The sequence below is a fragment of the Lutibacter citreus genome, from assembly GCF_003260195.1.
Taxonomy (GTDB): Bacteria; Bacteroidota; Bacteroidia; order Flavobacteriales; family Flavobacteriaceae; genus Lutibacter; species Lutibacter citreus.
The window spans coordinates 26,816-49,116 of record NZ_QEIH01000008.1 but is presented as its reverse complement, the minus strand read 5'-3'; the positions used below and the strand labels follow the sequence as shown (position 1 = coordinate 49,116).

Below are 22,301 nucleotides of genomic sequence, written 5' to 3'. Positions count from 1 at the left end.
TTTAGAAGTAAATAATTACTTTATAAAAAAAATTAAATTAAAGGTGAACCAGTTACATCAAATATTAAAAGTATTATTGCTCATTTCAATTTATTGTTTTGGCATTTTTGCACCTGTAAAAACAGTAGCCTATTCTAGTGCTCAAAAAATTGAACAAAACAAGAAACAGAAAGAGTACTATACAAACGTATATAAAGCTCCAATTGTTCACACACAACAATCTGAAAATTTAGTTTCAGAAAATATAGAATATATAACACCTAATTTTAATTTACACTACAAAAGCTTTTGGGAAACCGTAGTTTCAAGTGAATTAATATTTAAAAATAAGTACAGACAATATAAAAACTATTTTAAAAATGTACTTATAAGAAATAGAAAATCCGACCTTATTTTCCCTTTTCATAATTTTTGGTAATACTTTTTTGGTATTAAAATAAACTATTTAAATGCGTTGTGGCTTTCCACCTCGCAAAAAACTTATTGTATTAAAATTAAAAAATTAAAAAAATGGATTTAGGAACAGCCCTAATAGGTATTATTAGTACAACGGTATGTGCAATACCCTTTGTAATAACAACAAGAAGTAGAAAAAAAAATGAAAAAGCACTAATATCGTCGCTAAAAGAATTGGCAAAAAAACAAGATAGTGAAATAACACAATACGAAACTTGTGGGAATTATGCCATTGGTATAGACGAGACTAAAAACTTTGTTTTCTTTCAATTAAAAAATAAAAATGTAATTAAGGAGCAATTTATTGATCTTGCAACAATTAAAAAATGTAAACTCGCAAATTATAGCAGCTCTAATTCCTATAATGATAAAGAAATTGAACAATTAAATTTAGATTTTATTCCTATTAATAAAAATCAAAGCAATATTTTATTTGAATTTTATAATTCAGAAGAGAGTTTTCAATTAAGTGGAGAATTACAATCAATACAAAAATGGAACAAATTGATTAATAACAAGCTAGAAAGTAAAAAATAAAAATACAGCTATTAATAATTAAAAAAGCCTAACTAAATAAAATTAGCTAGGCTTTTTTTTAAATGTTTGTCTCATTCTTATATAGTGTAACTCTTAACACTATTTTTTTTATGGAAATACAAGATAAAATAAAGATTAATATTGAAAATGTAAATTAATAATATGTAACAGAAAATATAAGCTATTTTGTATAAATTAAAGTATTTACAGACTTACCAGAAACCAAAAATTGCTTATTTTTCTTTATTTCAACACTTTTTAAGTTTAAAGTTTTATTTGTTGTAAACATTTTTAAAGCTTTAAAGGCAGGAACATCATCTATTAATAAATCTATAGAAACAGCTTCTTCTTGTTGATTAACAATAACCACCACAACACTATTATCAATATTTTTATACGCTGAAACTAACAGTCCATTTTTTAAATTATCTATTAAATTTAATTCTTTATAATCAACTTTTATTCTTTTCGCTTCTGGTCTAATAAACCGTGAATAATTACCCAATGCCCACAACAATTTAGAATCTACAAAATCACCACTATTGGTGTTTTTATCTACATAAATTAATCCATCTTTATAATTATAAGCACTTAATGCAATCCACCAATGCCAGGCACTTGCATTTGCAATTGTTAAGTCTGAATGAATAATCCTTGAAACATATAGCGCTGTTTTCATTCCTAAATCTTTTCCCTTTCCTCTTATTTCCTCATTATTTTCTAAAACGCAATATTCTGTCATCCAATATTCCAGATTAGTATATTGTTTTAATTTCTGAGCTATCTTTTCTCGTTCCTCTTTTAATTTTGAAATATCCCAAGTTGTAAAATAGCTATGTCCTGCAAATTTTAAAGCCACAGAATTTAAATTAGCCAGATAATTACTACTTTCTGAATTAAAAAATGCATCTACTTGATTACTTCTATTTTTTAATTTATTTTTTTCTGAAGTTAAGTAATCAATAGATCCTGCTTCAGTAAGCTCTAACTTTGTTTTAATATTTTCATTATTAAAAACTGAATCAATAACTTTTGTTGCCATTGCCAATTCATCATTGTTCCAAGACGACCCTTCTTGATTTCCTTTAACCCAATCCCATTGAGGTTCATTAAAAGGACTTATATAGTTCAATTCAATATTTAAACGATTCTTAAAATTATTAACAATTTCAGCTAAAAAAACAGCATAAGATTTATAATTTTCTTTTGAAAGATTTGATGAATTTGGATCTGATGGATACGCTTTTTTATTTTTAGTTAATTGTACCGGAGGACTATTTACAAAACCTATAAAATCTTTTACACCTCTTTGTTTTGCTGCTTTTAAAAACCATTGTTGACCCAATTGACTTTTCCAATTGTAACTCAAATCATTTTGTAAAAAACCTTCCGCTCTTCTCCAAGGATCCTTAATACCACTTAGCTCTGCTTGTTCTGAACTTCCTGCTCCAATATTAAATCGCCAAGCCGACAACCCTATTCCCTTTGGTGAATTTGTAGAGTCGAAATCTAAACCAAATAATAAATCGGCTATTGCGCTCTTTTTCTTTAAAGGCCAATTACCTACAAATTGTGTAGTCCAAGCATCTGAAGCTCCAAAATTATGAATGGTTTGATACTCAACTTTAGGAGAAACAGTTATTTTTAAAGCTTCTTTTTTTTGACCAAAAGAAAATTGAAAAATGAAACTTATAAAAATATATTTCAGTTTTGTATTCATCTATTTTTTTTACTTACAAAATTAGAATCATAGTCTAAATTTATTTCCGTTGGTATTGGCGCATTTGTGTTTTTTCTCCAATTATCCAATTTTTCTAAAAGTTCTGCTGCCTTTTTTGGGTTAACATCAAGAACATTTGTTCGTTCTCCTATATCTGTGTTCAAGTTGTATAATTCTAAAGTATTATCTTCAAAATATTGATGTAATTTCCAATTACCGTCAATAATAACAGAACCAGGACGGGTTCTAAACAATGGATCACGAGCATCATCTTTTTTTCCTGCATAGGACTGTAAATAAATTGGAAAATGAAAAAATAATGCCCTTTCATTTATTGATTTCCCTTTTAAAACTGGTAAAATTGATCTACCATCCAAAATTTTATTTGGTAATTTCACATCTATTACATCCATAAAAGTTGGGTAAAAATCAAGGTTAGTAATTGGAACGTTAGAAACTGTATTTGGCTTAATAACTCCCTTCCAACTAATTAAATACGGAACTCTAATACCTCCTTCATAATAAGAACCTTTTCCTGCTCTTAACGGTTCTTGAGACGAAACGGCTCTAATTCCTCCATTATCTGAAGTAAATACTATAAGGGTATTTTGTAAATTTAGCTTTTCTAAAGTATTTAATAGAAGGCCAATATTTGTATCAACTGTTTCAATCATTCCAGCATAAACCGCTTTATTTTGAAGTTGATTCCCTCCCTTATCTGTATATTTTTTTTCTAATAACGATGTTGTAGACAAAGGTGTATGAACTGCATAAAAAGGAAGGTACACAAAAAATGGTTTTTCTTTATTTTTTTGAATAAACTTAATAGCTTCTGAAGTTAGCCGATCCGTTAAATTTTCATTTGGTGTATTATCTTCAATATTTTTAATATTATACGGACTAAAATAACCTTCAGAACCTGGATTACCGTTTAAACCACCACCTACATTTACATCAAACCCTTGTGTTGTAGGATCTTCTCCTAAATGCCATTTACCAAAAGTTCCAGTAACATAGCCTGCTTTTTTAAACATTTCAGCTAAAGTAAAAACACTATCGTGCAGTATTTCAGTATTTTCTACAGGTATTAATTTACGTGTTTTTTTATTTCCTCTATCTGAATTACCAACTGTATAAATTCCGTGTCTAGGTGTATTTTGACCACTAATTAAACAAGCTCTACTTGGGGCACAATTTGCTGCGGAAGCATAACCTTGGGTAAATTTCATTCCCATTTTGGCTAGTTTAGAAATGTTTGGAGTTTCATAAAATGAACTTCCATAGGTTTCCGTATCCATCCAACCTAAATCATCTACATTTATATAAATAATATTAGGCTTCTTTTTTTTAATTGTTTTATTTTTAGATTTAGCACAACTAAATAGAAGTAAGGCAATTGTAAATAAAAATATATTTTTCATTTTAATTTTTTAATGGTTGGTATACAAATGTTTGACCTTTTTTTAAATTTATAGGTGTTTTAGTATCTTTATAAATTAAAGTAAGATTAGTATCAAATTTTGATGTAATTATTACTTCTTCTAATTTATTTTTGCTCCAAGAAATATCAACGGTTAAGCCTCCTCTTGCTTTTAATCCTTTTACCTGTCCTTTTTTCCAAGTATTTGGTAAAGCTGGTAATATTCTAATAGTATTTTCTTCATGAGATTGCAACAACATTTCTGCTACACCTGCTGTATAACCAAAATTACCATCTATTTGAAATGGTGGATGCCCGTCAAACAAGTTTGGATACATAGATTTTTTAAACAGCAATTGAATGTGTTTTTGTGCCATTTCCCCATCTAACAATCTTGCGCTACAATTTATTAACCAAGCTCTGCTCCAACCTGTACCTGCACCACCATTTGCCAATCTATAATCTAACGTTTTTCTAACCGCATTAAATATTTCTGGTGTTTTATCTCTTGAAACACTAGTTCCTGGGTGGAATCCATATAAATGAGACATATGTCTATGACCTTTTTGGTGTTCTTCATACGGTCTGTCCCATTCTAAAATTCGACCATCATCACCAATTACAAAACCAAATCGTAGTTGTTTTAATTGAGACTTTATTTTTTTCAAAAGATCATTATTAACTCCTAGAACTTCACAAGATTTTATATAATTAGTAAATACTTCTGCTATAATTTGTTGATCCATTGCGGTTCCCAAACAAGAAGCTACTAATTCACCTTTCTCATTATAAAATCTATTTTCTGGAGATGTAGAAGGAGCAGATACTAATTTTCCATCTCTTGGATCTTCAATTAGCCAATCACTATAGAACAATGCAACTTCTTTTATAGCCGGAAAAGCACGTTCTTTTAAAAAGATAGTGTCTTTTGTAAATTCATAATGTTGCCAATAGTGCTGCATCATCCAACCTCCAGCTCCAACCGAACAACCCCAATATGCCGTTGGAGCTCTTAACCAGGTTGGTGCCCAAATATCAGTTGCATGGGGGAAAAAAGAACCACGACATCCAAAATTTTTACTTGCCGTAGTTTTGCCATTTTCAACCAATTTATCCAAATAATCAAACAACGGAGCGTTTAAATCTCCCAAATTAGTGACATCAGCTAACCAATAATTCATTTGAAGGTTTATATTTAAGTGATAATCTCCATTCCAAGGAGCTATAATATGCTCATTCCATAAACCTTGAAGATTAGCCGGGTTAGTACCATCACGAGATGAACTAATTAGTAAATAACGGCCATAATGAAATAATAAAGCTTCTAAACCTAAATCTATATTGTCTTTTTTAATTCTTTGAATTCTTTCATCCGTAGGTATTGAATCTAAACCAGTGTCAGGAAGCTCAAATCTAACTCTATCAAATAAGCTTTTATAATCTTCAATATGAGTTTTTTCAATAGTTTTAAAGTCTTTTTGAATTACATTAGCTAATTCAATTTTATTTTGTTGAACATAATCTTCAAAATAGAATGAAGAGTTAGAAACTACATAAAAAGTAGCTTTTTTCACGTTTTTCAACTCTAAAAAATCATCTCCTTTAATAATTTCCCCGCCTTCATTTTTAATTTTTAAACAAGTTTGAAATTTAACACCTTCTAATATTGGATTTGGCTCTGAATTGAATTCTGCTGCTCGTTGAGTAACTTCTCCTGTCATTAAAAGAAGCTTGTCTTCAGTTGTTTTAGAAACAACAGTTGGAAAACCATTATCTTCTGGTCTTGTTAAACGAATTTTTCCATTTAAACCATTTTCTGCTTTAGATTCAAATTCAACTATAATTGCTTGATCGGGATGTGAAACCAATACTTTTTCAGTTATTAATGCACCATTAGATTTATAGGAAACCGTTGAAGTTGCATTACTAATATTTAATTCTCTATGATAATCTGTAATATTTTCGTGATTAATATCAATATATAAATCACCTAAAGTTTGGTGAGACCTAGCAACTCCTTTTCGAGAAAATTTTTCAACAAAAAGTTTATCTGCACTTTTATTATCTCCAGCAAATAGAAGTTCTCTTATTTGTTGAAGATCTTCTTTATTTCCATCTGGCTCATCCCAGCCGTTTGAGCCTGGCCACATGGAGTCATCATTCAATTGAATACGTTCATTTGAAGTTTTCCCGAACACCATTACACCAATTCTACCATTACCCAACGGTAAGGATTGGTTCCAAATTTGTGCTGGTTGTTTATACCATAACACTTGATTTTTATATTTATGTTCTAAGTTACTTTTATTGCAAGAAACCAACATAAAAACCATAACAATTAGTAATGAAGTTTTTTTAGTAATACTATATATTCTTCTCATTTTGTATAGTTAAAATGGTCAATTAATTTATTTTTATTTCGCTATTTTTTGAAGAATAAAACCCATTATTAAAATCTCCTTCGCAGGCTATTAATAATTTTTGTTTAAGTTCTTCTAATTTTTCTGGATATTCGTCAGATAAATTATTTTCTTCTTTAAAATCATTTGGTAAATAATAAAGTTCGAACACATTTTTTTTTAAATATGTTCTTATTTTCCAGCCTTCGTTTGTAATTAATGTTGGGCCAGTGTATGATGAATAAACAACAAAATCATGTGATTTTGTTTCTCCACTTCCTATAAGCTCATTATAAAAAGAGATTCCATCAGTTTTAACTGGCTTATTAAATCCTGTTATATCTGCAATTGTAGAAAGTATATCGTAATTAGCCACCAATCTATTACTTGTAGTGCCCGGCTTTATTTTATTTGGCCAATTAAAAATTAAAGGAACATTTATTCCTCCTTGTAAATTACTTCGTTTTAAACCTGCTCTACCTCCATTACCATCAAAAACATCACCTCCTAAATCGCTGTAATATTTGCGTTCTAAATTATCAAAGCGTTCTCCAGTTTTCATATTCATATATGGTTTTTGAACTCTTCCTTTTTGTCCATAATAAATTTCGTGCCCATTATCAGACATAAATATTACAATGGTATTATCAGCTATATTTTCATCTTTTAATTTCTGCATAATTTGCCCAACATTATCATCTAACATTTTTACCATTGAAGCATATTCTTTTTCAATTGGGGTTAGTCTATCATCATTCACAAAATCTAAATGTACCTTAGGAATTGAAACAGGCCCGTGCGGTAATTGTGTGGGAAAGTATAAAAAGAAAGGATCTTCTTTATTCTCAGTTATAAAGCTTAAAACTTTTTCCATAAATAAGTTTTGAGAATAGACCTTTTTGCCAGTCATATCATGTCTTTCTTTATAACTTTCGGCTGTTTCAGGTTCGTGAGATTTACCTGAATTTACAAGTAAATTCCCCGAAATATCAACCTTTTTTCCATTTTCAAACAAGAATGAAGGATAAAAACCGTGTGCTCTTTCGTGGTCTAAATAACCAAAATAATAATCCCAGCCGTGACGTTTCATTTGTGTGTCAGTTGCTGAAAACCCCCACTCTAATTTTCCTACTTGAGCAGTTTTGTAACCAGCTTCTTTAGCAACTGCACCTAGAAAAACGGCATCTTCATTAATAGGTTTTAGCACTTTGTTAATGCTTTTTTCAACTTCACTTAACGTAGCTTTTCCGGTACTTAATTTCTTATATACTCCACCTGAAGTTATATCAAACTTGTTAGCGTGGCAATCATTTAGTCCCGTTATTAAGGACGCTCTGGATGGAGCACATAACATATTTGAATACGTATTTTTAAAAGTAATTCCTTCTTCTGCTAATTTATCAATATTTGGAGTTGTTATGATTTTTTGCCCATTTTGACCTAATAATCCAATCCCTAAATCATCTGCAAAAATTAAAATAATATTAGGTTTTTTATTTGTGGCATTTTCTACAGACAAAGTTACTTCAGCTATTCTTTTTGATTTACAAGCTCCAATTACAAAAAACAGTAACAGTATTAAGGAAATTTTTCTCATTTGTAATTCTATTATTTGTTGGTTATATATTTGATTCTATTTTTTCGTTATATGTTTATTTACAAAAGCATTTTCAATTGTTTTACCATTATTTGTAACAAAACCTTTTAGTGCATATTTTGAATTAACTTTTACTCTTGAAATTGATATATCTGTAAGCCTATGAGATCTTTTAATCTAGATAAGATGATATCCTGTTTCAAACTTTTTTTCATCAACCATCTAAATAAAATCTAGATGTTTAAAATTACATACTTCATCTGTAATTCTAACATTAAAAACACTTTCATGTCTTTTAATTTTATGCCCTTATAAGTCATAAGTAATGTTATATTATTTAATAAATTTTAAATAAAACCCATTCAAAATTAAATACCTTTAAAACGTTCTAGCTTCTATTAAAACATTGTATTTAACTGATTTTTTTTTGTAATTCCTAGTCTGTTTACTCTTTTAAGAAACACCTAATATAAATACTCGTATTATTTTGTACTGTTAGATTATTTAACAAAAACGAATTTACAACAGTAATTATGAAAGATATTACCAAACACTCCCTATAAATGTTGCAAAAACTCGAAACAGTAGTAAAAACAATAAATTGCAACATTATTAACCATCATTATAGACATTTTCACTATCTAATAGCTCTAAAAACTCAGCAAATTAGACAAACATTATGTAAATTGCCTTAAATCTTATAACCATAAAAAGTGAAACATTTTTACTCTTTCATTTTTTTAAAATTTAATAAAGTACATTATGTTTAAAAAATATTTTGTAAGAGCTATTTTACTGTTAAGTATTACAGTAATCTATTCACAGACTAATTCAATTAATCTTCATAAGTTAGATATTCATGGAGTACTATTCAATAAAAAAGTAAACACTTTATTTGTAGATAGTTTTGGGTTTTTATGGATTGGTAGTAACTCTGGTTTATATAAATATGACGGGCATAATATAAGTAAATATCAGTATGATCTTTTTAACCCAAATTCCCTTCCCAATAATAATATAAATTCAATTTTTGAAGATGATTTTAATAATTTATGGATAGGTAGTGAAAGTTATCTTATTTGCTTTGATAGAAAAGAGAATAAGTTTAAAGGTTTCTTAAAAAACAGAACATCTATTGTTACAAATAAAGGTAAAAATGGAAAAATATGGGTGAAATTAGAAAATTATGGATTGTTAAAAATCCAATCAGAAAAAGACATTAACAAAATAAAATTAAACGCTGAATTTAGTTCTCAATTAATAAAAGACATTTATAAAATTGAAAAACAGCAAATTTCATTAGTTGAAGATAATTTTGGAAGAAATTGGATTGGAACAGAAGATGGCATCTACAAACTAAATGCTAAGGGAGAAATTTCACCAACAAAATTTAAAGAAAACGTAGTAAATATGAAACTTTATGGAAATAATCAAATTATTTCTATAACTCCAAACGACATATACATTTTAGGCTATAACAAATCGGATAGTAGCTTGGAAGTGCGAGAACATTATTCTAAAATATTAAAAAAACTTGACTCAAATATAACTTTAAGTACTATAGCAATTAACCCTAAAAACAGTGATCTTTGGATTGGAACATCTTCTGGATTAATTAAAGGTAACAGAAAAAATAATCAATATGATTTTTCTTATTATTCAAAAGAATCTAATAATATTAATTTACTAAATAACAATATCACTTCAACAATTTTTGATACTTATGGAAATCTATGGATTGGTTCATTTAAAGGAGTAAATAAATATTTAGGTAGAACACCTCTTTTTGAATTTTATGAATTTTATTCTCAAAATAATTTAGTACACAGTATTAATAATCAAAATTCTAATAATACTTTAGTAGCCCTAAATGGATTATTTAACTTTAATCAAAAAAACAAAAGCTACTCGAAGATTGAAACCAATCTTGAAATAGTTAATGTTGTTACAAAAAACTTTGATAAAACAGAACTTTTAATTGCTGATAATCTTAATATTTACACTTCTAAAAATTACAAGCCCAATAAATCTAAACTTGATCTGGTTAAAATTAAGACTTACAATAATCCAATTAAAGACATAATTGCAATTAATAAAAATGAAGTTTGGGTTGCATTATGGGGCTCTGGTTTAGATATTATTAATAGTGAAAATTCCTTATCAGATTTTAAAAAACAAGTTAGAGAAGAATTAAAAAATAATCACACTTCAAAACTTTTATTAACATCAGACAATAAATTATGGATTGGCACTAGAGGAGAAGGATTATATATTGTGGATCTTGTTAAAGAGAGTATAAACCACTATTTACCAACATTTGCAAATGGATTAACTTCAAATGCCATTTTAAGTCTTTATGAAGATAAAAATGGAAATATTTGGATTGGCACAAGGGGTGGCGGTTTAAATATGTATGATAAAAAAATAAAAAAGTTTAAAAATTTCAGAGAAACCAAAACAAATAATCCAAATATAATTTCGGCAATAGAGGAAGATATTGATGGTAATATTTGGATGAGTACCCGAGACGGAATTGCTTTGTTGAATTTAGAAACTGAAAGATTTATGTCTTTTGGTGTTGAAGACGGAATAAATGAAAGTCAATTTGTTTTTAATTCCAGTGCTTCAAATCCACAAAAAAAAATCTTATATTTTGGATGCGCTAATGGTTTTTATAGTGTATATCCTAAAAAATTAATTGCCCAAAATATTGTTCCAACAACAGCAATTACTAGCTTTTCTACACTTGGTGAGGTTTATGAAAATAATGCAGATAATGCATTAAGCCCCGTAAACGAAATAAATATTTACTCTGATAAACAGATTGTTTTACCATATAACCAAAACAATATATATGTAAATTTTTCATCATTAGACCTTACTGCTCCTAATAAAAATGAATATGCTTATAAGTTAGAGGGTTTAAATAATTATTGGGTTTATACCAACGCATTTAATAGAAATGCAAACTATAATGATCTTGCTCCAGGAACTTATACTTTTATGGTTAAAAGCTCAAATAGTGATGGTATTTGGAATGAAGTACCATCTAAAGTAACCTTTAAAATAAATCCTCCTATTTGGAAAAGTTTATGGGCTATTTTAATATATGTTTTATTAGCATTAATTATTATATACGTAAGTACGTTCTTAATTAGAAGATGGTATTTGTTAAAGAAAAACTTGTTAAAAGAAACTATTAGTAGAGAAAAAGACAATGAACATAGTAGAATGAAAATGACCTTTTTTACTGATATTTCACATGAATTAAGAACACCATTATCTTTAATACTTGGAAGTATTGAAAAAGTAATTAAAGAAAAAACACATACTTTAAACCCCATTACTTCGCAGCGCATATATAACAATACGTTAAGAATGCATAGACTTATTAATCAAATTATGGATATTCGTAAATTTGATGAAGGTAAATTTCAATTACATATTTCTAAAAATGATATTGTTAAAGATATAAATATCATTAAAAACGCTTTTAATGATTTTGCTAAAATTTATCATATTAAGTATAATTTCATATCTGAAGAAAAAGAAATAAAAGGCTGGTACGATGTTGATATTTTAGAAAAAATATTATTTAACCTTTTATCTAATTCATTTAAGTATACCAAAGAAAAAGGAGAAAAAGGAAAAATAACAGTAAACTTAAACCTTTTAAAAGCTGATAATATATTAATTGGCAACCATAATATAGATGGAAAGTATTTACAATGTAGTGTTAGAGATAATGGTACTGGTATTCCAAAAAAAGATATAAAAAATATATTTAACCGCTACTATCAAGCAACAAAACCACAAAAAAAACAAATTCCAGGAACAGGTATTGGTATGGAATTGGTTTATAAACTAATAGAAACACACCACGGAGTAATAATGGTAGAGAGCGAAGAAAATGTTTATACAGAATTTACCTTTTACATTCCTATATCAAAAAATAGATATCATAAAAATGAACGTATTGAAACTGGAATGCCTTTAAAAAAGAATTTCATTAAGACTTCAGAATTTCAGGTTATCGACCATCAATTAGTAAATTACCCTAACAATGAAATAAAGAAACAAACCAATAAAACAAAAATATTAATAGTAGAAGATCATGATGATTTAAGACAAATGATTATGGAAGAATTGTTTAAAGAGTATGATGTAGTTGAAGCTTCAAATGGAAAAGAAGGTTATGAGGTAGCTGTAAAAGAAAAACCAGATCTTATTATCAGCGATATTTTAATGCCAGTACAAGACGGTATTTCAATGCTTAAACAGATTAAGAAAAACCCAATATTTAATAATACTCCAATTTTTATGTTAACCGCTAAAAATTCGAGTGAAACAAAAGTTGAATGTCTAAGTCTTGGTGCAAATGATCATATAGAAAAGCCTTTTAGCATTGAGTTTTTAAAATGGAAAATAAAAAACACTATTAAAACAAGAAAAGAGCTTAAAGAAAAATACAGTAAATTAATAACCACTGCTCCTACAGATATTCAAATAGATTCAAATGATGAAAAATTCATAAAAAAACTTATAAAAATAATTGAAGATAATATAAGTGATAACATTTTAAATGTTGAGTTTCTAGCATCTGAAATAGGTATGAGTAGAGCCAACCTTTACAGAAAAGTTCAAGTTATTTTAAATGATACACCAGTAAACTTTATAAAAACAATTAAATTGAAAAGAGCCGCTCAGTTACTAAAGAAAAATAAAATTTACATTTCTGAAATTGCTTTTATGACTGGTTTTAATAATCAAAAATATTTTAGTAAATGTTTTAGTAAAGAATATGGTATTAGTCCAACTGAATACATAAAAAAACACTCAGAATCATAATTTAAAGTATTATATACGCTTTAATGAGTTATCCTCTTAATTAAATCTTATTAATAGAAACAGTGATATTTATATAGAGCGGTTGATTAAGATGGTAATACTGTAGACTTTTTGTTAACCAAAAGAAGACAACGAATATCTGCACAAAGATTTTTAATTAAAGTCCTCGAAAGTGATGTTATGCCAGAACTGATAAACATCGATAAGAGCGAGTCGAATACAGCAGCGATAAAGCGATACAATCGGAGAAATTTTTCAAACATTAAAATAAGGCAATGTAAGTACTTGAATAATATTGTAGAACAAGATCATCGAATGATAAAGTGGCGTATAATGCTAGGTCTTGGTTTTAAAAATTTTGAATCAGCCAAAAGAACTATTTCAGGAATCGAAATTGTACACATGATAAAGAAAAATCAACTGTCGAACCCTAAAAGTTCCACCTACAAATTATTTATATCATTAGCATCTTAAAAAATAAATTAGATTAAAACTTTATGCTTAGATTTAACAGATGCGACAGAATCCATATATGGTTCTATCGTATCTGAATATAGTTTTAGTTTTCCATTTAACTACATGATATAGAATCTGAAAGAATTATAAAATTGATTTTGTATTAAAAAAGAAACAGTACTTCAGACAAATTTTCATCTTTACTTAAATTCATTTTTTTTCTAAGTCTATAGCGCGATGTATTTACGCTTTGCATTGAAACACCAATTAATCTAGAGATTTCTTTACTTGAGAAATTGAGCTTAATTAAAGCACACAACCTATGATCACGATTACTCAATTCAGGGTACTGATTTTTCAATGCATTATAAAAGGATTTATTTACCGTTGTAAACCGAGTGTTAAATTCTTTCCAATCCATGATTTTATTAACCTTTATTTTAGCTAAAATCGGGCTAACTTCTTTACTACTGGATTTACTCACCATGGTTAACATTTCTTTAATTTCAAGAATAAGTTCATCTTTTTGAATAAGCTGAAGAGCAGATGAGGTAAGTTCCTTATTTTTAAATTCAATAATTTCCTCTGTACGTTCTTCATTCATTTTTTGATTAATCAAAAAGTTCTCGTACTCCGTTTTTCTTCTTTTATAAAGATACCACGCAATAAAACTCAAGATTATGATTAAAGAAGCAAATGAAATAGATAATACTACATTTTTTAAAAATAAATTTTTCTGCTGTTGCTTCAATTCATTGTATTTAGATGTTTCTAGCTTTTTTTTTTGAAGTTCGATTTTTATTCTAAAATCATCTTTAATTTCCAAAACATCTCCATTTGTTTTACTCCTAGCGCTAAAAAGTTGTTCTGTTAAATCTTTTGATAACTGTAAATTTTAAAAGCTAAGTCTACCCTATTTATTTGAACATATAGATTTGCCAGTTTTTGATAAGTTCTTGGCACATAGTTTTGATGACTATTATATTTTTCAGCAAACTCTAATGATTTTATATAGTATTTTTCACTGTTTTTATAATCTCGTTTCTCAAAATACATATTGCCTAAGAAATAATAAAGAATCACTAAATATGAAGGGTTTTTTGAAATAAATTCATTCTCAGTCTTAAGTAAAAGATCAAGTCCTTTATCTATTTCACCTTTATAAAAAAAAAGATAACCTTGCTCTGCCTCCAAAAAATAGGTTTCTATTTTTAATGGATTTTGCCTAATTAAAACCCAACAACTATCTAAGTAGCTTTGAGCAATTCCATAATTGTTATTTTCTCTATTATGACAAGACAACATATAATATGTATTACTAAGTAAACCATATTTTCTATCAGATTCTATTGTATCTTTCTTTTGTAATGATAACGATAAGTTGAAATATTTCTCAGCATCAACACTTCTTCCAAACATGCTATATAGAACGCCTAGTCCTGTATATATTTCACCAATACTCGTACTATCTGATATTTCACTTGAATAAATTAGAGCTTCCCAATAACCATCATAAGATTTTGAATAATTCCCAATGGAAGCATTAGTATTTGCTCCTTTAATAATTGAATCAATTGCGTGTAAGGTATCTATTTTAGCAAAGTATTCTATTTGAGATTGTCTATTAGAAGACATACTATCGGAGCCTAAAATTTCTTGATTGAAATGACTTTGATTTACCTCAAATGATTCAAATCCGGTTTCAGTAAAATTAGAACCGAATTGATAAAGGAATGTTAATAAAATAAAAGCAGTATGAAACACCATTAGTCAATAAATCTTTGATTGTTAGAATCCCTGTTAAAAAGTATTATCTTAAAAAAATCATCAAAATAAATGTAATTATTAAATGTAAGAAAATAAAAGGGGTTGTAATAGAAAAATAATCAATTTGTCTATATTATTTTTATTGAATTTTACAAAATGTCTATATTAAATACATAAGTAATTTTAATTTTTTAATTCTATTTCTGTTATTTTTGAGATACCTATATTTTAATCGTTTTATCTATTTACTTAAACTAAAACAGGAATATACTTAGAACCATTAAGATAAAAGTATCAAGATTAATAAAAGAAAATATTATGATGAAACATTTAATAAAACAAATGATTGTTCTGTGTGCTTATGGCTTCGCAATAATTTCACACGGACAAAATAATGAAATGATTTGGGCAGATCAAAAGCAAAAGGAATTATTTAATTTCGAATCAAAAAACATTTTATATGATATTGAATATCAAAAAGGCACATCCGAAATTGTTGGAGGAGAAGGAGTAACTCTAGGTCATAAGGCCTTAAAAGTAACTTTTAAAGGAGACGAGTCAACTTCGGGGGTTAGTTTGAAACCTAAATCCCCATGGATTACTAATGAGTTTAAGAATTTTTGTTTGGTTTTCGATGCTACTAATTTAACAGATGTTTCTGTGCAATTACATGTTGGTGTTGAAAGCGTTAATAATGAAAACATATCACGTTCTGTAGCATTACCTTCAAGGCAAACTAAAACATACTATTTAGAAGCCCAAGGCAAATCCCTTGGTGAAGATTATGGATTACGAGACGATCCTGTTGCTTTTAAAACAGAAGCCGTTAAAATGCTTATTAATGGATGGAAATACAATCTTAATTTTTCAGAAATTTCAAAAATAAAGTTTTTTGTAAAAAGTAATTTTAAGGATAAAACAGTAGTTTTAGATAATATCCGTTTGGTCGAAAGTCCCGAAACTGATCCTGATTATTTAAAAAATATCGTAGATAAATACGGACAAAGTAATAAATTAGATTTCCCTTTAAAGGTTAAATCGGATAAAGAATTAAGGCAAATTGCAGAAAAAGAATTACGAGAACTAGCGGTATCTAAACCAATGCCAGACCGTAGTACTTATGGCGGGTGGAAAGATGGTCCAAAATTAAAGGCAACCGGGTTTTTTAGAACCGAAAAAGTTGGAAAGAAGTGGGCTTTAGTCGATCCTGAAGGGTATTTGTTTTTCTCGACAGGAATAGCAAACGCTCGTATGGCTAACACCACAACTTTTACGGGGATTGACTATAAAAACGATTCTGTACGTTATGTGGACCCTGAAGATGTTACTCCAGAAGATTCGAAAGGGATTGTTACGCTTAATGAGAAAATTACAAATACGGCATACAGGGCTTACCCTAATCGAAACGATATGTTTGTTGGACTTCCAGACTACAACGACCCATTAGCAAATCATTACAGTTACCGCAGAGAAACACATAAAGGCCCTGTTAAGCATGGTGAAACCTATAGTTTTTACCAAGCAAATTTAGAACGTAAATATGGTGAGCAATATCCAGGCTCTTATATCCTTAAATGGAGAGATATAACTATTGACCGTATGCTAGATTGGGGATTCACTTCATTTGGTAATTGGGCTGCTGAAGATTTCTATGGCAGCAAACGTATGCCATATTTTGCTAATGGATGGATTATTGGTGATTTTAAAACACTAAGTAAAGGCTATTGGGGAGCAATGCCAGACCCATTTGATCCTGAGTTTGCTAGAAGAGCAAAACAGTCCATAGAAGTTGTCGCAGATGAGGTGAAAGGTAACCCTTGGTGTATTGGAGTTTTTATTGACAACGAAAAAAGTTGGGGAAATCATACGAGTCCTAAAGAACGCTTTATTATAGCTATTGATGCTTTAAAGAAAAATGCGAAAGAACAACCAACAAAAGCTGTTTATATGAAACTGCTTAAAGAAAAGTATAAAAATATAAAATCGTTGAGTAAGTCTTGGGGTATAAAAATTAATTCTTGGAATGATTTAGCTAAGGGAGTCGCAGTTGATAATAACACCGTTTTTAGTAAAGGATTATTAGACGATTTAGCAGAAATGACTGTAGTTTACGCTTCTGAATATTTTAGAATTGTAAATGAAGAGTTAAAAGAAAAACTTCCAAATCATCTTTATATGGGAGTTAGATTTACCCCTTGGGGCATGACTGCTGAAGTAAGACAGGCAGCCGCTAAATACATTGATGTTTTTAGTATAAATTACTATAGAGAGAGTATCGGAAAAAAGTCTTGGGGATTTCTTGAAAAACTTGATAAGCCTGCAATTATAGGTGAATATCATATTGGAGCTTTAGATACAGGGCTTTTTCATCCAGGTATTGTTCATGCAACAAATCAAGAAGATCGAGCTCGCATGTATAAACAATATACTGGAGACGTTATTGACAACCCTTATTTCGTAGGAGCTCATTGGTTTCAATACACAGATTCGCCAATATCAGGAAGAGCCCATGATGGTGAAAATTATAATGTTGGTTTCGTTACAGGGACAGATATCCCCTATCCGCAGATGGTAAAAGCAGCTAAAGAATTACATGAAAATTTATATACAAGACGTTTTGGCGATTTAAAAAAAGAGAAGAAAAAGAAGCATATTATGTCTGAATAGATGTTAAATATGCCAATGAAATCACCTTCAAAACAAAATCATAAAATTAGATGAAACATGTTAGTTAAAATATTTAAAGCACCATTGATGTATATTCTTTGTTCACTTTTGATGCTGTCTTGTTTTAGAGCTAAAGAAGATAAATTATCCCTTTTGGTGGTTAGAGGAGGTCATACATATGATACGCCAGATTTTGAAAATATGTGTTCCAATCTTGATGGTGTAAATGCAACATTGGTCCTTAACTCACATTTTTATGATATGAAAATAGATGAAATAAAGGAAAAATATGACGCTATACTTTTTCTCAATCAGAATAAACATTACTCTGAATACGATTGGAATAAAAAAAAGTATATCGTTTTAACAAAGCATGGTATAGGCATGGTATTTCTTCATTTTACACTCTCCTCTCAACCAGAGTGGGATGAGTATCACGATTTGATTGGTGGAAAATGGTTTTTAAAGAATTATACTGAAGATGAAAAACTGCATTCTACTTATTTCACAGACATGACACTTGATATTGAGGTAATTGATAAGAATCACCCAGTAACGAAAGCACTGGAGAACTTTACACTAAAAGATGCTTATTACGGAAATATTTATAGAGATCCCTCTGTACATCCTTTGCTAGGTAGTAATCATTCAGACGTTTCTAGCGTAATCGCTTGGAGTCATTACTATAATAAATCAAAAATTGTGTATGTAATGCCTGGATTTACAAAAGAAGCTTACGAAAATACATCTTATAAAAAATTAATTACCAATGCGCTCTACTACGTTGGTTTAAATAGAAACTGAAAATATTAAATGAGAAATTACGAAAAAATTAATGCATTTACATTTGCTGCAATTGTAGCTTTAGGAGGGTTTGTTTTCGGTTTAGATGCCGCGGTTATTTCAGGAACAATTAAATACATAACTCAAGAATTTTTATTAAACGATTGGGAAGTAGGCTTTGTGGTAAGCGCACCCGGTTTGGGGGTATTACCCGCTTTACCCCTAGCAGGATATCTCAGCAATCGTTTTGGAAGAAAAAAAGCGCTACAGTTAGTAGCTCTGGTATATTTAATTTCTGCTGTATGCTCCACTTTTGCTCCTAATTATGCCAGTTTAGTTGTCGCTAGATTTCTAGGAGGTATGGCATTTTGTTCGCTATCTCTTGCAGCCATGTATATTGGCGAAATTGCTCCACCCAAATGGCGAGGAAAGCTAGTTTCTGTAAATCAAATCAATATTGTAATTGGTTTATTGGCGGCATATTTTATAAATTATTTGATTATTCAAGCTGTTGGCAGTGATGCTCTTTGGATAGATTCTTGGGGAATGAAAGAGCAAACTTGGAGATGGATGTTGGGTTCCGAAATTTTACCTGCGTTGTTATGGTTCATATTATTGTTTTTTATTCCAGAAAGTCCATCTTGGTTAGTTTTAACCAATAATATTGAAGCCGCAAAAGCTACTTTGAAAAAGATTTATCCAGACAATGAAGTCGATAATCAAATTATTGACATGCAAGAAAACTTGTCTAAAACGGAGCAAAATCAATCTATCTGGATTCAATTTAAAGAGATCTTAGGAAAGCCAATGCGACTTACATTAATCATTGGAGTAACCATTGCATTGGTACAACAACTAACCGGGATTAATGCTGTTTTGTTCTATGCCCCTACCGTATTTGAGCAATTAGGAGTTGGAACAGACGCTGCTTTTGTTCAGGCTATTTGGGTAGGACTTACCGGGCTTTTATTTACTGTTTTGGCCATCTTTTTAATTGATAAAATTGGCAGAAGACCTATGGTAATATGGGGGCTTTTATGGATAATTATAAGTTTGAGCATCTGTTCTTATGGATTTAAAGCCGCTACCTATAAGTTATCTACGGAAGATGTCTCTCAATTAAGTGATATCAAAAATAAACATGTGTTAAATTCTTTGGCTGACAAAGAATTTGAAAGTGATACTGTTTTTAAAGATAAAATTATACTTCTATTAGGGGAAGACGAAGCTAAAATACATTCTAGCTCAATTATTCAAAAGGCTGCAAAGTTAAATATAGGTCTAATTTTATTTGGAATTTTAAGTTTTATAGCCGCATTTCATTTTTCTATAGGCCCTGTGCTATGGGTATTGTTTTCTGAAATATTTCCAATTTCTTTACGTAGTATTGCGATTCCATCATTTGCGTTTTTAACTAGTATTTCAAGTTATTTAGTGCAATTATTTTTCCCCTGGCAATTAGCAAATATGGGGGTAGCTTATATCTTTTTGAGTTACGCTTTATTTGGATTAGTAGGTTTAGCTATACTAATAAAATATTTACCAGAAACAAAAAACATGAGCATAGAACAAATACAGAATGTATTATCTAAAAAAACAAATAAAAATGTCAAATAAAATAATCGTTATTACTGGAGCGAGTGGAGGTGTTGGAAGCATGATATCTAAAGGCTTAGCTAAAAAAGGAAATTATATTATTTGCTTAGGACGTAATAAAAATCGTCTAGAGGAATTGGTAAAAGATATTGAACTTCTAGGAGGAAGTGCTTCCTTTAATATTGTAGATATGATGAACGAACAGATGGTTTTAGACGCTAGCGATAAAATTATTAAAAACACTGGTAAAGTCGACGTTTGGATTAATAACGTAGGTGTTAATAATCATAATGCCATTGGCCCAACATGGGAGCTAGAACCTGAAAATTGGTGGAACGAAGTATCTTTAAATCTTTATACCGCTTTTATAGGTACGCGAACAGCTATTAACCTTATGAAAAATAGAAACTCTGGATATATAATTAATTTAGGTGGTGGTGGAGTTCAAGAGCCAAAGCCATTTGGTTCTGCTTACGGTGCTGCAAAAACAGCAATAGTGAAATTTACAGAAACGGTTAATATTGAATTAGAAGAAGAAAATTTAAATATAAAAGCATTTAGCTTTAATCCCGGTTTTATAAAAAATGAACGTACAGAGGACCTAGTAGAATCCGATGTATGTCGAAAATACATGCCCAAACTAGAAGAAATTCTTAAATATGGAAAAATGTCTGATGCTCAAGATTCCATTGACTTAATTTCTGCTCTCATTAGTGGGAGAGCAGATAAATTGTCAGGTAAGTATTTTTTCTCGGATGATAAAAATATTGAAGAGGTTCTTTTAAATGAAAAAGAGTTTGTAAAACAAGAAAAAAACCTACTTAGGGTTATTCTGTGATAGTTTTTTACTCTAGCCCATAACAGTAGATAGTTTGCACTAAAGACAAAGATTATAAAGTCGGGTTTGGTGGTGAAGCCCATTTAAATATTGATTTATAAATTAAATATATTACTGATGAAATATTACATGATTACATTAATCCTTTTCGCTATTCATATAGTAGGATTTGGACAAACAAAAAGCGGGGCAGAAAAACTAAACTGGACACTTTCAGTACACACAGTTAGTTTTATAAAAGAAAATACTATTAATGAATCGCTAGATAGCATAAAAGCTACTGGGCTAACAAAAGTTGATACTTATCGTGGTACTCAGCATGTGGGATTAGGAATTGATACGCTTCATTATTGGTTGGATAAGAAAAAATTGGACAAGGTAAAAAAGCTTTTTAAAGATAAAGGCATGGAGCTAAATCATTTTGGTGTTATTCAAGGTGAAAGCGAAGAAGAATGGCGTGATATATTTGAATTTGCTAAATATATGGGGGTGAAAATGCTGATTAGTGAACCCGAATATAAGGACCTAAAATTAGTAGATAAACTGTCGCAAGAATATGGTATTCCAGTTGGTATTCATAACCACCCGGCACCAACAAAATATTGGCACCCTAGTACTATTATGTCTTATTTCAAAACATTAAAATTGAGTAAAAACATTGGTATTTATCCTGATACTAATAATTGGGCCTATTCAGGTTTAAACCCGCTGGAAATGCTTAAACTTTGCGAAGGCAGGGTTATTGGAATTCAATTAAAAGACAGGTGTGATAAAGAAGGTATTCTTCCTTGGGGAACTGGTTGTATGGATGTAATAGGAATGTTACACGAACTAAAACGTCAGAATTTTAATGGGAATATCTCGTTTGAATATTTTAGTAATAGTAATGTTGAATACATCAGTAAATCGGTAGATTATTTTAATTATGTAACCGAGTATATTAATAATCATAGGGCAAATTATTAAAATGAAAAAATTTACATTGACCTTGTTCTGCTCTTTACTATTAATATTCGGTTCTGTCGCATCTAGTTTAAAGAAAACCTAAAAATCTATCTTTACTTTAAAAAGAGATGTTTAAAAGTCATTGTTTCCCCAAGGCAATCATATTACAAGCGGTTTATTTTAAATTAAGGTTTAGTCATAGCTATAGAGATGTAGAGGAACTCTTATTTATTAGGGGCGGGGCGGGGGGGGGTTAAAGTGAATCATGCAAC

The 22,301-nt window shown here is 29.5% G+C and carries 14 protein-coding genes and 2 pseudogenes; 10 read left to right on the top strand and 6 right to left on the bottom strand.

What is annotated here, in order from left to right; genetic code table 11:
* Positions 1-43 precede the first annotated feature (43 nt).
* Together DAD81_RS16485 and DAD81_RS16480 are read left to right on the top strand one after the other, a co-directional pair.
* On the top strand, positions 44-418 hold the full coding sequence (locus tag DAD81_RS16485; protein ID WP_111709412.1) for a hypothetical protein: 375 nt from the start codon (positions 44-46) through the stop codon (positions 416-418).
* Between the two features lie 92 nt (positions 419-510).
* The gene (locus tag DAD81_RS16480; protein ID WP_111709411.1) at positions 511-993 is read left to right on the top strand and encodes a hypothetical protein; all 483 of its coding nucleotides are present in this window, start codon (positions 511-513) and stop codon (positions 991-993) included.
* A gap of 181 nt (positions 994-1,174) precedes the next feature.
* Here DAD81_RS16480 and DAD81_RS16475 read toward each other — a convergent pair whose 3' ends face one another.
* From DAD81_RS16475 to DAD81_RS16460, 4 genes are read right to left on the bottom strand one after another with little or no spacing between them, the layout of a single operon-like run.
* A complete protein-coding gene (locus DAD81_RS16475; RefSeq protein ID WP_111709410.1) occupies positions 1,175-2,713 on the bottom strand; it encodes a glycoside hydrolase in 1,539 nt (512 codons plus the stop codon).
* Positions 2,710-4,134: a sulfatase gene (locus DAD81_RS16470; RefSeq protein ID WP_111709409.1), complete on the bottom strand. Its 1,425-nt coding sequence runs from the start codon at positions 4,132-4,134 to the stop codon at positions 2,710-2,712. The genes DAD81_RS16475 and DAD81_RS16470 overlap by 4 nt, the downstream gene beginning before the upstream one ends.
* 1 nt (position 4,135) lies before the next feature.
* On the bottom strand, positions 4,136-6,514 hold the full coding sequence (locus tag DAD81_RS16465) for a glycoside hydrolase family 95 protein (protein ID WP_111709408.1): 2,379 nt from the start codon (positions 6,512-6,514) through the stop codon (positions 4,136-4,138).
* A gap of 22 nt (positions 6,515-6,536) precedes the next feature.
* A complete protein-coding gene (locus DAD81_RS16460) occupies positions 6,537-8,129 on the bottom strand; it encodes an arylsulfatase (protein WP_111709407.1) in 1,593 nt (530 codons plus the stop codon).
* A gap of 762 nt (positions 8,130-8,891) precedes the next feature.
* On the opposite strand from DAD81_RS16460, the gene DAD81_RS16455 reads away from it, so the two are divergent.
* The gene (locus DAD81_RS16455) at positions 8,892-12,977 is read left to right on the top strand and encodes a hybrid sensor histidine kinase/response regulator transcription factor (RefSeq protein WP_111709406.1); all 4,086 of its coding nucleotides are present in this window, start codon (positions 8,892-8,894) and stop codon (positions 12,975-12,977) included.
* Positions 12,978-13,082: 105 nt separating this feature from the next.
* Positions 13,083-13,451, top strand: a pseudogene (locus tag DAD81_RS21260) (DDE-type integrase/transposase/recombinase); the annotation flags it as partial.
* Between the two features lie 145 nt (positions 13,452-13,596).
* On the opposite strand, the gene DAD81_RS16445 reads toward DAD81_RS21260, so the two are convergent.
* Positions 13,597-14,259: a helix-turn-helix transcriptional regulator gene (locus DAD81_RS16445; protein WP_111709404.1), complete on the bottom strand. Its 663-nt coding sequence runs from the start codon at positions 14,257-14,259 to the stop codon at positions 13,597-13,599.
* A gap of 44 nt (positions 14,260-14,303) precedes the next feature.
* Positions 14,304-15,200, bottom strand: a complete 897-nt coding sequence (locus DAD81_RS16440) for a tetratricopeptide repeat protein (protein WP_111709403.1) — start codon at positions 15,198-15,200, stop codon at positions 14,304-14,306.
* Positions 15,201-15,518: 318 nt separating this feature from the next.
* On the opposite strand from DAD81_RS16440, the gene DAD81_RS16435 reads away from it, so the two are divergent.
* From DAD81_RS16435 to DAD81_RS21050, 6 genes and pseudogenes are all read left to right on the top strand, one after another.
* The gene (locus tag DAD81_RS16435; RefSeq protein ID WP_157961165.1) at positions 15,519-17,867 is read left to right on the top strand and encodes an agarase; all 2,349 of its coding nucleotides are present in this window, start codon (positions 15,519-15,521) and stop codon (positions 17,865-17,867) included.
* A gap of 87 nt (positions 17,868-17,954) precedes the next feature.
* Positions 17,955-18,671, top strand: coding sequence for a ThuA domain-containing protein (locus DAD81_RS16430; RefSeq protein ID WP_157961164.1), 717 nt, complete (start codon positions 17,955-17,957; stop codon positions 18,669-18,671).
* A 9-nt stretch (positions 18,672-18,680) separates the two neighbouring features.
* Entirely contained in the window at positions 18,681-20,267 is a 1,587-nt protein-coding gene (locus DAD81_RS16425; protein WP_111709400.1) for a sugar porter family MFS transporter, read from the top strand.
* A complete protein-coding gene (locus DAD81_RS16420) occupies positions 20,257-21,084 on the top strand; it encodes an SDR family oxidoreductase (protein WP_157961163.1) in 828 nt (275 codons plus the stop codon). Before DAD81_RS16425 ends, DAD81_RS16420 begins: the two co-directional genes overlap by 11 nt.
* Before the next feature lie 117 nt (positions 21,085-21,201).
* On the top strand, positions 21,202-22,050 hold the full coding sequence (locus tag DAD81_RS16415) for a sugar phosphate isomerase/epimerase family protein (protein ID WP_111709398.1): 849 nt from the start codon (positions 21,202-21,204) through the stop codon (positions 22,048-22,050).
* A 107-nt stretch (positions 22,051-22,157) separates the two neighbouring features.
* A pseudogene (locus DAD81_RS21050) lies at positions 22,158-22,268 on the top strand (IS6-like element ISPmar1 family transposase); the annotation flags it as partial.
* Between the last annotated feature and the right edge of the window lie 33 nt (positions 22,269-22,301).

Coding starts and splice junctions, on each gene's coding strand:
- DAD81_RS16480 (WP_111709411.1), top strand. CDS start 511: ATGGATTTAGGAACAGCCCTAATAGGTATTATTAGTACAACGGTATGT.
- DAD81_RS16475 (WP_111709410.1), bottom strand. CDS start 2,713: ATGAATACAAAACTGAAATATATTTTTATAAGTTTCATTTTTCAATTT.
- DAD81_RS16470 (WP_111709409.1), bottom strand. CDS start 4,134: ATGAAAAATATATTTTTATTTACAATTGCCTTACTTCTATTTAGTTGT.
- DAD81_RS16465 (WP_111709408.1), bottom strand. CDS start 6,514: ATGAGAAGAATATATAGTATTACTAAAAAAACTTCATTACTAATTGTT.
- DAD81_RS16460 (WP_111709407.1), bottom strand. CDS start 8,129: ATGAGAAAAATTTCCTTAATACTGTTACTGTTTTTTGTAATTGGAGCT.
- DAD81_RS16455 (WP_111709406.1), top strand. CDS start 8,892: ATGTTTAAAAAATATTTTGTAAGAGCTATTTTACTGTTAAGTATTACA.
- DAD81_RS16440 (WP_111709403.1), bottom strand. CDS start 15,200: ATGGTGTTTCATACTGCTTTTATTTTATTAACATTCCTTTATCAATTC.
- DAD81_RS16435 (WP_157961165.1), top strand. CDS start 15,519: ATGATGAAACATTTAATAAAACAAATGATTGTTCTGTGTGCTTATGGC.
- DAD81_RS16430 (WP_157961164.1), top strand. CDS start 17,955: ATGTATATTCTTTGTTCACTTTTGATGCTGTCTTGTTTTAGAGCTAAA.
- DAD81_RS16425 (WP_111709400.1), top strand. CDS start 18,681: ATGAGAAATTACGAAAAAATTAATGCATTTACATTTGCTGCAATTGTA.
- DAD81_RS16420 (WP_157961163.1), top strand. CDS start 20,257: ATGTCAAATAAAATAATCGTTATTACTGGAGCGAGTGGAGGTGTTGGA.
- DAD81_RS16415 (WP_111709398.1), top strand. CDS start 21,202: ATGAAATATTACATGATTACATTAATCCTTTTCGCTATTCATATAGTA.